Origin of the sequence: Priestia veravalensis (genome assembly GCF_001457055.1) — a bacterium.
Lineage (GTDB): Bacteria > Bacillota > Bacilli > Bacillales > Bacillaceae_H > Priestia > Priestia flexa.
On sequence record NZ_KQ758712.1, the window covers coordinates 1 to 11,420 of the forward strand.

Sequence of the window (11,420 nt, forward strand, 5' to 3'; positions counted from 1 at the left end):
CTATTATCCTCACTCCCTGGTGCAGCTGTAACATCTATTCAAATTGAAGGTGTATTACATGAATTCTCAACAGTCCCTGGGGTTGTTGAAGATGTAACAAACATCATTTTAAACGTTAAGAAATTGGCGTTAAAGATTTACTCTGATGAAGAGAAAACTCTTGAGATTGATGTTAAAGGTCCTGGTACTGTCACGGCTGCTGATATTCAAGCAGATAGTGATATTGAAGTTCTAAATCCAGATCTTCATATTGCTACACTTGAATCAGATGCTCATTTCCGTATGAGACTAACTGCTCGCACTGGTCGAGGTTATAATCCTGCCGATGCAAACAAGCGTGAAGACCAACCAATTGGAGTTCTTCCAATTGATTCTATTTATACTCCTGTTACGCGTGTTTCGTATTATGTAGAAAATACTCGTGTGGGGCAAATGACGAATTATGATAAGTTAACACTTGATGTATGGACTGATGGAAGCATCGAGCCAGAAAAAGCAGTAGCTTTAGGTGCAAAGATCTTAACTGAGCACTTAAACATCTTTGTTAACTTAACTGATGAAGCCCAAAAAGCAGAGATTATGGTAGAAAAAGAAGAAGATCAGAAAGAAAAAGTTCTTGAGATGACTATCGAGGAACTAGATTTATCTGTTCGATCTTATAACTGCTTAAAACGTGCAGGCATTAACACTGTACAAGAGCTTGCTAACAAAACAGAAGAAGATATGAAAGTTCGTAACTTAGGCCGCAAATCTTTAGAAGAAGTGAAAGCTAAACTTGAAGAGCTGGGCTTAGGCTTACGTAAAGACGATTGATATCTTATTAATCTGTTTAACTACTTAACAAAGGAGGGGACCTCACATGTCTTACCGTAAATTAGGTCGTACAAGCGCACAACGTAAGGCGCTTCTTCGTGATTTAACAACTGATTTAATCATCAACGAGCGTATCCAAACTACTGAAGCTCGCGCTAAAGAGTTACGTTCAACTGTTGAAAAAATGATTACTTTAGGTAAACGTGGAGATTTACATGCTCGTCGTCAAGCTGCAGCTTACATCCGTAATGAAGTAGCTAACGAAGAAGCTAACCAAAGCGCATTACAAAAACTATTCAGCGATATCGCTACTCGATATGAAGATCGCCAAGGCGGTTACACTCGTATCTTAAAAGTTGGACCACGCCGTGGTGACGGTGCTCCAGTCGTTATCATTGAATTAGTTTAATAATTTATACATGTGGAAAAGGGCGAGACAGTTTGAAACTAGTCGTTGCCCTTTTTTTATACCATTAACTCTTCAACCTTTTTATATGAAGAGTAAAGATTAGAGGGATCGTTACGTTGAAAGAGACATCACTTGAAGTAAAGAATTTATGTTTTCGCTATGAGTCAAATGATGATCTAACACTCGATCAAATTAGTTTCTCTGCTTATAAAGGTGAATGGTTGGCAATTGCGGGGCATAATGGCTCGGGTAAATCAACGCTGGCAAAAATTTTAAATGGTTTGATTCTTCCGGAATCTGGATGTGTTAAAGTGATGGATACGTTTCTTGATGCTGATACTATCTGGGAAATTCGTAAACAGATTGGAATGGTGTTTCAAAACCCTGATAACCAATTTGTAGGCTCTACTGTACAAGACGATATTGCATTTGGCTTAGAGAATAACGGTATTCCATACGAGGTAATGGCTCAGCGTATTCCTGAAGCTCTTCAGCTCGTCAATATGAGCGATTATGTTAATCAAGAGCCACATTCCTTATCTGGAGGCCAAAAGCAGCGTGTGGCTATTGCAGGTATTATAGCAGTCCAGCCAGATATTATTGTTTTAGATGAAGCTACTTCAATGTTAGATCCGATAGGTAGAACCGAAGTACTTGAAACTGTTCGAAAATTAAAAGAAGAAAAAAAACTCACGGTTATTTCCATTACTCATGATTTAGATGAGGTAGCTATGGCTGATCGTGTAATTGTTTTAAACAAAGGAAAAGTTTTTGCGAGTGGAGAACCTAGGGAAATTTTTGCTTTAGGCTCTGAGTTAACGAGAATTGGCTTGGACTTACCATTTTCAGTGAAGCTAAGTGAAAAGATTGCATCTTTAGGCATTCCGCTATCAAAAATTCATTTAACGGATGAGGACTTGGTGAACGAACTATGGACATTATATTCAAAAACGTAGAGCATCGTTATCAACTAAATACTCCTTTTGAACGCATGGCGCTCCATGATTTAAACCTCACTATTAAATCTGGGACGTTTCTAGCAGTAATCGGGCATACGGGTTCTGGTAAATCAACGGTTATTCAGCATCTAAATGCTCTCTTAAAGCCTACGTCTGGCTCCATTACAATCGGAGCTCGTACCATAGAATCTAACCGTAAGGAAAAGCAATTAAAGCCGATTCGTCAAAAGGTAGGAGTCGTTTTTCAGTTTCCAGAGCATCAGCTGTTTGAAGAAACAATTGAGAAGGATATATGCTTTGGGCCAATGAATTATGGAGCAAGCTTGGAAGATTCACAGAAAAAAGCAAGAGAGCTAATTGAATTAGTAGGCTTATCACAAGATATGTTGCAGCGTTCTCCATTTGATTTGAGTGGAGGGCAAATGAGAAGGGTAGCTATTGCTGGAATTTTAGCAATGGAACCTGAAGTTCTTGTTTTAGATGAACCAACAGCAGGTTTAGATCCAAGAGGTCGAAAAGAGATTATGGATATGCTTTATACGCTTCATAAAGAAAAGGGCCTTACAACAATTCTGGTTACTCATAGCATGGAAGATGCTGCAATGTATGCAGATGAAGTCTTGGTTATGAATAAAGGAACTATTGCTATTAAAGGTACGCCTAAAGAAGTATTCAGTCAATATGAGAAATTAAATGAATACGGACTACAGGTTCCCGAGACGCTTCGTTTCTCCTTAAAGCTACAAGAAAAATTCAAGCGTAGAGATAATCAGGTTCCCCTCACTTTTCAAGAGGTTATTCAGCAGGTACAAGGATTAATGTTAAAGGGTGAGAAGCCATGATGAATTCCATGATTATAGGGAAGTATGTCCCGGGGGAGTCAGTTGTTCATAGAATGGACCCTCGAGCTAAGCTTTTACTCGTATTTGCTTATATCCTAATCGTTTTCCTCGCTAATAATGCAGGTGGTTATGTGTTACTAGGAGCCTATACAGCCCTGTTGGTCTTTATGAGCAAGGTTCCATTTTCATTTATCCTACGAGGCTTAAAGCCGGTTATATGGATTATTATTATTACGTTTATCTTGCATATCATTATGACTAAAGAAGGACCTGTCTTGCTTGAATTAGGCTTCTTATCTGTCCATCAAGGTGGAGTTATTCAAGGTTTATTAATATCTCTGCGCTTTTTATTTTTAATCTTAATTACCACTTTGCTGACGTTAACAACAACGCCAATTCAAGTAACAGATGGTATTGAGAGTTTACTAGGCCCTTTAAAGAAGCTAAAATTCCCTGTTCATGAACTAGCATTAATGATGTCTATATCATTACGCTTTATTCCTACTTTAATGGATGAAACAGATAAAATTATTAAGGCTCAAACAGCTCGTGGTGTCGACTTTAGTAGCGGACCTATTATGGATCGACTAAAAGCAGTAGTTCCGTTGCTTGTCCCACTTTTTATTGGCTCGTTTAAGCGAGCTGAAGAGCTAGCCATTGCAATGGAGGCTAGAGGATATAGAGGGGGAGAAGGGCGTACAAAGTATCGACAGCTAACCTGGGGAGCAGCTGATACCATTATGCTGATTACGCTCGTTTGTTTAGCCGTGGGTCTATTATTTATTCGAAATTAAACTGGTTTGGTGAAAAAAATGAAACGCTTAAAATGTATCGTGGCGTATGATGGTTCTCTTTTTGCTGGGTATCAGGTACAGCCGGAGAAACGAACAGTTCAAAGTGAAATAGAGAAGGTTTTAACACAGATGCATAAAAGGAAAATAACCATTTATGCATCTGGTCGAACGGATGCACAGGTTCATGCTGAAGGTCAAGTTATTCACTTTGATACAGACCTAAATATTCCACTCAATAAGTGGAAAAAAGCATTGAATTCAATGCTCCCAGATGATATTGTAATTAAGTATGTAAGTGAAGTCGATTCTGAGTTTCACGCTCGTTTCAATGTGAAGGCGAAAGAGTATCGTTATTATATTGATAGGCAGGAAAATCGCAATCCTTTCACTCGTTATTATGCATACCACTATCCTTATAAGCTTGATTACATGAAGATGAAAGAAGCAAGTCATTATCTCATCGGCACTCATGATTTTACGAGTTTTTGTTCTGCAAAAACAGAAGTGGAAGATAAGGTGCGGACAATCTATAATATAGATTTGGTCGAAGAGGGTAACCAACTTGTACTTACGTTTAAGGGAAATGGCTTCTTATACAATATGGTACGTATTCTTGTTGGTACATTGTTAGATGTAGGACAAGGTAAAATAGATCCTGTTGATATAAAAGCAGTATTAGAGAGCAAATCACGGCCTTTAGCGGGGAAAACAGCTCCGGCGGAAGGGCTCTATTTGTGGCAAGTTTTCTATGACAACTAAACCTGGTGTAACATTTTCTTGACATTAGTAGTGTAAACATATAATATATCATATGGTATGTATTTTAACCCCACGGTTAGCCCCGGAAATTAATCGTGTTGAAATATAAGGTTGAAATAATTTTATTATTGATGAAAATTAGGAGGGAAACTCATGCGTACAACTTTCATGGCGAAAGCAAACGAAGTAGAGCGTAAATGGTATGTTGTTGATGCTGAAGGTAAAACTTTAGGTCGTCTTGCTAGTGAAGTAGCATCTATCTTACGCGGTAAACATAAACCAACTTTTACACCACACGTTGATACTGGTGATAACGTTATCCTTATCAATGCTGAGAAAATCGAATTAACAGGTAAGAAATTAACTGACAAGATTTACTACCGTCACAGCATGCACCCAGGTGGTTTAAAGCAACGTACAGCATTAGAAATGCGTACTAACTACTCTGAAAAAATGCTTGAATTAGCAATCAAAGGCATGCTTCCAAAAGGTAGCTTAGGTCGTCAAATGTTCAAAAAACTTCATGTATATGCTGGTAACACACATCCACATGAAGCTCAAAAACCAGAAGTTTACGAACTTCGCGGATAATTAATAAGGAGGTTATTATCTTGGCACAGGTACAATATTATGGAACTGGTCGTCGTAAAAGCTCTGTTGCTCGTGTACGTTTAGTACCAGGTAACGGTCGCGTTGTAATTAACGGTCGTGAAATCGAAGAGTACATCCCATTCGCTGCACTACGTGAAGTAGTAAAGCAACCACTTGCTTTAACTGAAACTGTAGGTAACTATGACGTATTTGTAAACGTTGATGGTGGAGGTTACGCAGGTCAAGCTGGTGCTATCCGTCACGGTATTTCTCGTGCTTTATTAGAAGCTGATCCAGAATACCGCGTAACATTAAAACGCGCTGGCCTATTAACTCGTGACGCTCGTATGAAAGAACGTAAAAAATACGGTCTTAAAGGCGCTCGTCGTGCACCTCAGTTCTCAAAACGTTAATTTCTATTATCGTTTCAGCCCTTGGTCTCAAAGACCGAGGGTTTTTTTATATTGTCTTAGCTTTTAATGAATGAGATTACAGGTTGTGTAGACAATATGAGAAAAAGGAGTCTTGCATATTTATGTATGAAGCGAACACGTTTAAAGAGAAGCGATACGAAAAAGAAATGAAGTATGAGCGCAAAATCTTACGAGATTTGTCCATTGAGGAACTACACAGAAAAGCTGATAAAACATTCCGACCTATTTTTCAGTGGCATGTGATGAGCGAATACCACGTTGAAGAGTACTGTATGGATATTGCTATCGAATCGTTTTTGCTAGGAGCAAGAACAAGTAAGTTTTTCACTTGGGGAGAAACAGCAGAACAATCAAAGCTGCGCAGTGTAAATGAAGAGAAACTGTTAGCAGACACGCTATTTGAAGTACTATGTTCCGCTTCAAATGAAGTTTCTAAGGACAGCCTTTATTATCTGTGCCAGTCTTATGTAGAAGAGTGGTGGAATGAAGGATACGAAACGGGTATTCGTAGACATCGTCTTCGCCTTAGTTGAAAAATAATCATAAATTGCCCCCTTGTCCCATATAGAAGTAAATAGGTATGTGGGAATGGGAGGGGATTTTTTGTCTAAAGTAAAAATTATAAGCGGGCTATTAGCGTTTGTTGTTATTGCATTTATCATTCAATATCAATTTGGTACCAAGGTATCGTCAGGCTCTTTCTCTTTGCCTCTAAGCGGGAAAATCATTGTAATTGACCCTGGTCATGGAGGTCCTGACGGTGGAGCTGTTGGTGGAAAAGAAACGTTGGAAAAAGATATTACGTTAAAAATGTCACTTGAACTCAGAGATTACCTTCAAGAACAAGGTGCTTTAGTGATATTGACGCGAGAAACAGACAAGGATTTAGCTAAAAAAGAAACAAAAGGATATAGCAGGCGTAAGGTTGAAGATTTAAAAAAGCGACTTGATATCATTAATGAATCAAATGCAGATTTGTATTTAACCATACATCTTAATGCTATTCCATCTCCAGCTTGGAAAGGTGCTCAAACGTTTTACCATGGTTCTTTAAAAGAGAATGAACAAGTAGCGAAGTTAATTCAAAATGAACTAAAAGCAAACCTAGAGAACACAACAAGAGAAGCTAAAGTCATGCAAACTCTCTACTTATTAAAGCATGCAGATCCACCGGGTGCCTTAGTTGAAGTCGGGTTTTTATCCAATCCTTCTGAACGTGAGCTGTTAGAAACTGAAAAGTATCAGCAAAAGGTATCAGAATCTATCTATGAAGGAGTAAGTCGCTATTTTGCAGGTGAAAAAGCAAAATAGGGTAACATGTAACCTTGTATGTATTAGAGTATGGTATACTAAAAGTGGAAAATGACTTTTAACATGGTGGTGGGAATATGCTTACGGAACAACAGGTAAAAGATGCAGTAGGGGAAATTGTAGATCCATTTTTAAACAGATCATTAAACGAAACAGATGCAATTAAAGAAATTTCAATCAAAGAAGAGAAAAAGCATATTAGTGTAAAAGTTGCTGTAGCTAAAACAGGTACGAGCGAACAACTTTCATTACAATCAACTATCGTTGAAAAACTAAAAGAAATTGGTGCTGCAACAGTAGGAATTCGCTTTATTGAATTTACTCCTGAAGAATTAGCACCATTTCGCGCTGAGCAAAAGAACGATGGTAACTTACTTACGAGTCTTAACCCTCCGCAATTTATCGCAGTTGCGAGTGGTAAGGGTGGCGTGGGGAAATCAACGGTTTCTGTAAATTTAGCGATATCTCTAGCACGTTTAGGAAAAAAAGTAGGTTTAATTGACGCTGATATTTACGGATTTAGCGTTCCGGATATGATGGGGATTACACAGCGTCCTACGGTACAAGGAGAACGTATTATTCCTGTAGAAAGATTAGGGGTTAAAGTAATCTCAATGGGATTCTTTGTTGAGGATAATTCACCAGTTATCTGGCGTGGCCCCATGCTTGGTAAAATGTTGACAAGCTTCTTTACAGAAGTTGAATGGGGAGAATTAGATTATTTATTATTAGATTTACCTCCAGGGACAGGTGACATTGCATTAGATATTCATTCAATGCTTCCATCTTGTAAAGAGGTTATTATTACGACTCCACATCCAACTGCAGCATTCGTTGCAGCAAGAGCCGGCGCAATGGCATTGAAGACGGATCATGAAGTAATTGGAGTGGTTGAAAACATGTCCTTTTTTGAGAGTAAGTTGACTGGTGAGAAGGAATATGTATTTGGAAAAGGTGGCGGTCAAAAATTAGCTGAAGAACTTCAAACCAAGCTATTAGGCCAGCTTCCTTTAAGTCAACCAGATTGGAATGAAGAAGACTTTGCTCCATCTGTGTATGACAAGTCTCATCGTTTAGGGAAAGTGTATAAAGAAATCGCTCAAAAAGTCGCGGATATTTGCGAACAAAACGTCTATAATTAAAAAGAGGCTGGGACATCAGTAATTCAGCCAATGTTAAACCTGAACGGTTGAGAGCTCCTCACTTTCAATCGTTCAGGTTTTTTGTTGATTGTGCAAACAATGTTGGAAACAGGGTGGAATGGATCGTAGGATACTCGACTCCTGCGGGAAAGAGAGGGAAAACGGAGATCCCGCAGCGCAGCGAGGAAGCTCAGGTTCCTCCCCGCGGAAAGCGAGTGGCCGTAGCGCAATGGAACGAACGTGTTCTGACAAACCAAAGAGATGAGAACAGCGAGTGTTCGTCTTTTAGAAGCAATCATTTTGTTATGTCTCAAACTCTTTTTTTAATCTTGTTCTTGTTCTTGTTCTTCAGCGTCAACGGATTCTTCTTCAGAAGAGCCTTCGTCACTATTTTCACCTTTTTGACCTTGTTGTTCAGAATTTTCTGCAGCAGCTTTTAATAAGATATCCTGAATTTTTGATTGGTAAAGAGGACTTTCGAATGTTTCATTCATTACTTTCTGTAAATGAGTGCGGTATTCTTTACTCTTAAGTACGGTTAACAGTTCTTTTTCCATTGCTGGGTCTTTTAAAATGTCCTGTAGCATGGCTTGGTAATCAGGATCCTTCATAAGCTGCTTTAATACTCGTTCATGCTCTGCTTCCATACTTTTAGCAAAGCTCTCAGCGAATTTTGGATCTTTCATGGCTTTTTTCCAAAATTCAATGCCAGTATCTGAAGTCAACGTTTCAGAAATTGTTTCTTTAACCATTGCTTGATCCATCACGAGGTTCTCTCGAAGTGTAGGATCATCCATAATAGCTTCAATGGCTTTCTTTCCTTCATCAGTCTTTAAAATATCAACAACCATTTTCTTTGTTTGATCGTAATCCATCCCGTTACTTTCCTCGTCTTGAGGGGCACAGGCAGTTAATGAAAACATGCATATCCCTACATAAGAGAGGAGCAAGAGTAGCTTTTTCATAGATGATGGGCTCCTTTCAACATACGCTTACGCTTAATATGAGATAATGAGCATTTTTTATTCATTGCTCACCTCTAGATTTTTTAAAAAACGATTGGTACAATTTATGAAAGGGATTACTTAACGGTTTTATGGGGGGATGAGCGTGAATAGTCGCAATTGGGTTCGACTTTTTTTATCAACCTTAATAGTAGGTGGGCTTAGCACATCTATCGTTGGTTTTGCGGTGAGATGGAATGAGTACAAAGAGTTATTTGCTGGTGGAGAAGTAGCAGAGATCTTATCAATTTTAACGTGGCTAATCGGTGTAGGCTTTATCTTTAGCCTTATTAGTCAGATGGGTTTTTTTGCATATTTAACGATTCATCGATTTGGGATTGGGATTTTTCGTTCATTATCCTTATGGTCAAGCGTACAATTGGTGTTAATTATTTTTGTACTATTTGATTTAGTTTATTTTCGCTATCGCTTTTTTGCTGAAGAGGGAGAATCTATGCTGAGCTACCTTTTAATTAGTATTTTTGTTTTGGTGTACGGCTTAGTGGTAGCATACCTAAAGGCTAAAAGCACGAAAAAAGAGGCTTTTGTGCCGGCTCTATTCTTTATTGTTGTAATTACGACAGTGGAATGGTTTCCTGCACTTCGTACCAATGAAGAAAGCTGGCTGTATTTAATGCTATTTCCTTTGTTAATTTGTAATACATATCAGCTTTTGATCTTACCTAAATTAACAGCAAACACAAAAGTAGTGAAAACAACCAGCGGCTAATAGCCCCCGGTTGTTTTTTATTTAACATCTTGAATATCACTTTTTGTATTAGAAATAAGAGTAGAGACTGTCACGTTTGATATTTTTTTAGACTGTAAAGAGTGCTGGATATAAGGGAGTGCTTCTGCAGTTTGCTGAGCTGAATCGGACGCATGCAGTAATACAATGTCTCCACCATGTAATGGTTTAGTTGTATTTGATACAATTTCTTTAACACCTGGATTTGTCCAATCTTTTGAGTCAATGCTCCAGTGAATAATTGTATACCCCATCTTATTTGCAAGTTTTAGAATATCTTTATTAAAATGTCCGTTAGGTGGACGCAAAAGTTTTACTTCCTTAATACCTAAAGAGGTAAAAACTTTCTGTGATTTCGCTAAATCTTGCCTAATTTCGTTTGGCTCCATAGAAGTATAGGAGTTATAATCATATCCCATGGTTCCAATTTCATGGCCTTCCTTTTTAATTCTTTCAACAACATCTGGATGACGTTCTGCCCAGGAAGCAGATAAAAAGAACGTGGCTTGATTGATCTTTTGTTTTTTAAGTTCATCCAAAATAGGAACAGCACGTTCGTCTCCCCAGCTGATATTAAAAGTTAAGGCTACCTCTAAATCTTTTTCTTCAGCCTTATAAACAGCCCGTGGTCCATCGTCCGTTGAGAAAACGGGATAGTCAAACATATGTTGAGCATAAAGGAAGAAGCTTGTAAACAAAGCTGATAAAACAATAATCATGGTTTGTTTTAAGCGTTTAGCTTTTATTGTATAAAATCCATTCACGTTTTCACCTCATTTAATTAAGTAGTACTTGTCTAATTTCTATGCAAAGTGTGAAAGATAAATAACAAATAATCATCGGTTCTTATAAAAGATGATATAAAGTTGCCAGCGATGGTTAGAATAAACAAGAAAAGGTGTTATACGTGAGAAGGTTATCTTTGAATGAACAAGAAATAGTAGAGCTGCAAACTATTTTATTAAAAGAATTAAAAGATTTATCTATACAGACTCATACATATGAATCTAACCCGTTTATTGCTCGTGTTATTAAAGAAAGACAGGTATTACTAAGACGATTATTAATGCGTACAAGTTAACTAATCATTAGCCGGAAACAAAGTTGATAAAAAAGTTTCGAAAAAGTATTGACCTTTTTATTTATATCTGTTAAATTATTAAATGTCGCAAGTGAGCGATAACAAAAAGTAAAAAAAGTATTGACAAGTTACTTTCAACTTGTTAATATAAAAAAGTCGCTTCTAAGCGACGGTTGAACTTTGAAAACTGAACAAAGCGAAAAACGTCAACGTTAATTTTTTTAAACTTTTATGAGCAAGTCAAACATTTCTTCGGAGAGTTTGATCCTGGCTCAGGATGAACGCTGGCGGCGTGCCTAATACATGCAAGTCGAGCGAACTGATTAGAAGCTTGCTTCTATGACGTTAGCGGCGGACGGGTGAGTAACACGTGGGCAACCTGCCTGTAAGACTGGGATAACTCCGGGAAACCGGAGCTAATACCGGATAACATTTTCTCTTGCATAAGAGAAAATTGAAAGATGGTTTCGGCTATCACTTACAGATGGGCCCGCGGTGCATTAGCTAGTTGGTGAGGTAACGGCTCACCAAGG

16 protein-coding genes and 1 rRNA gene are annotated in these 11,420 nt (G+C 38.1%); 15 read left to right on the forward strand and 2 right to left on the reverse strand.

The annotated features are described in order from the left end of the window. The 12 genes from AS180_RS19575 to AS180_RS22910 form a co-directional block, all read left to right on the forward strand. Nucleotides 1–813: DNA-directed RNA polymerase subunit alpha (locus tag AS180_RS19575; protein WP_062687371.1), on the forward strand; the 813-nt coding region annotated here is incomplete at its 5' end. Nucleotides 814–859: 46 nt separating this feature from the next. Further along, nucleotides 860–1,222 carry a 50S ribosomal protein L17 gene (gene rplQ, locus AS180_RS19580; RefSeq protein ID WP_025909751.1) on the forward strand — a complete coding sequence of 121 codons (363 nt, stop codon included), beginning with the start codon at nucleotides 860–862 and terminating at the stop codon, nucleotides 1,220–1,222. 116 nt (nucleotides 1,223–1,338) lie between these two features. Next, a complete protein-coding gene (locus AS180_RS19585; protein ID WP_025909752.1) occupies nucleotides 1,339–2,178 on the forward strand; it encodes an energy-coupling factor ABC transporter ATP-binding protein in 840 nt (279 codons plus the stop codon). Continuing rightward, nucleotides 2,154–3,023, forward strand: coding sequence for an energy-coupling factor ABC transporter ATP-binding protein (locus AS180_RS19590; RefSeq protein WP_062687372.1), 870 nt, complete (start codon nucleotides 2,154–2,156; stop codon nucleotides 3,021–3,023). The genes AS180_RS19585 and AS180_RS19590 overlap by 25 nt, the downstream gene beginning before the upstream one ends. After that, nucleotides 3,020–3,817, forward strand: coding sequence for an energy-coupling factor transporter transmembrane component T family protein (locus tag AS180_RS19595; RefSeq protein WP_025909754.1), 798 nt, complete (start codon nucleotides 3,020–3,022; stop codon nucleotides 3,815–3,817). Before AS180_RS19590 ends, AS180_RS19595 begins: the two co-directional genes overlap by 4 nt. Before the next feature lie 18 nt (nucleotides 3,818–3,835). Continuing rightward, nucleotides 3,836–4,576 carry a tRNA pseudouridine(38-40) synthase TruA gene (gene truA / locus AS180_RS19600; protein WP_025909755.1) on the forward strand — a complete coding sequence of 247 codons (741 nt, stop codon included), beginning with the start codon at nucleotides 3,836–3,838 and terminating at the stop codon, nucleotides 4,574–4,576. A 153-nt stretch (nucleotides 4,577–4,729) separates the two neighbouring features. Next, nucleotides 4,730–5,167 carry a 50S ribosomal protein L13 gene (gene rplM / locus AS180_RS19605; RefSeq protein WP_025909756.1) on the forward strand — a complete coding sequence of 146 codons (438 nt, stop codon included), beginning with the start codon at nucleotides 4,730–4,732 and terminating at the stop codon, nucleotides 5,165–5,167. 20 nt (nucleotides 5,168–5,187) lie between these two features. Further along, entirely contained in the window at nucleotides 5,188–5,580 is a 393-nt protein-coding gene (rpsI, locus tag AS180_RS19610) for a 30S ribosomal protein S9 (protein ID WP_025909757.1), read from the forward strand. 122 nt (nucleotides 5,581–5,702) lie between these two features. Next, nucleotides 5,703–6,134 (forward strand): DUF2521 family protein, encoded by a 432-nt coding sequence (locus AS180_RS19615; RefSeq protein WP_025909758.1) that lies wholly within the window; start codon nucleotides 5,703–5,705, stop codon nucleotides 6,132–6,134. Nucleotides 6,135–6,189: 55 nt separating this feature from the next. Continuing rightward, entirely contained in the window at nucleotides 6,190–6,912 is a 723-nt protein-coding gene (gene cwlD, locus AS180_RS19620) for an N-acetylmuramoyl-L-alanine amidase CwlD (RefSeq protein WP_062687373.1), read from the forward strand. 77 nt (nucleotides 6,913–6,989) lie between these two features. Then, entirely contained in the window at nucleotides 6,990–8,054 is a 1,065-nt protein-coding gene (locus AS180_RS19625) for an Mrp/NBP35 family ATP-binding protein (RefSeq protein ID WP_025909760.1), read from the forward strand. Between the two features lie 113 nt (nucleotides 8,055–8,167). Next, nucleotides 8,168–8,494 (forward strand): hypothetical protein, encoded by a 327-nt coding sequence (locus AS180_RS22910; RefSeq protein ID WP_139109241.1) that lies wholly within the window; start codon nucleotides 8,168–8,170, stop codon nucleotides 8,492–8,494. Here AS180_RS22910 and gerD read toward each other — a convergent pair. After that, nucleotides 8,378–9,019 (reverse strand): spore germination lipoprotein GerD, encoded by a 642-nt coding sequence (gene gerD / locus AS180_RS19630; RefSeq protein WP_062687374.1) that lies wholly within the window; start codon nucleotides 9,017–9,019, stop codon nucleotides 8,378–8,380. The two genes, AS180_RS22910 and gerD, sit on opposite strands and share 117 nt — an antisense overlap. A 145-nt stretch (nucleotides 9,020–9,164) precedes the next feature. On the opposite strand from gerD, the gene AS180_RS19635 reads away from it, so the two are divergent. After that, nucleotides 9,165–9,788, forward strand: coding sequence for a KinB-signaling pathway activation protein (locus tag AS180_RS19635; RefSeq protein ID WP_025909762.1), 624 nt, complete (start codon nucleotides 9,165–9,167; stop codon nucleotides 9,786–9,788). Between the two features lie 17 nt (nucleotides 9,789–9,805). Here AS180_RS19635 and pdaB read toward each other — a convergent pair whose 3' ends face one another. Next, nucleotides 9,806–10,570 carry a polysaccharide deacetylase family sporulation protein PdaB gene (gene pdaB, locus AS180_RS19640; protein WP_062687375.1) on the reverse strand — a complete coding sequence of 255 codons (765 nt, stop codon included), beginning with the start codon at nucleotides 10,568–10,570 and terminating at the stop codon, nucleotides 9,806–9,808. Nucleotides 10,571–10,713: 143 nt separating this feature from the next. On the opposite strand from pdaB, the gene AS180_RS22915 reads away from it, so the two are divergent. Together AS180_RS22915 and AS180_RS19645 are read left to right on the forward strand one after the other, a co-directional pair. Then, a complete protein-coding gene (locus AS180_RS22915) occupies nucleotides 10,714–10,887 on the forward strand; it encodes a hypothetical protein (RefSeq protein WP_153301109.1) in 174 nt (57 codons plus the stop codon). A gap of 249 nt (nucleotides 10,888–11,136) precedes the next feature. Then, nucleotides 11,137–11,420: ribosomal RNA gene (locus AS180_RS19645) — 16S ribosomal RNA — on the forward strand; the annotation flags it as partial.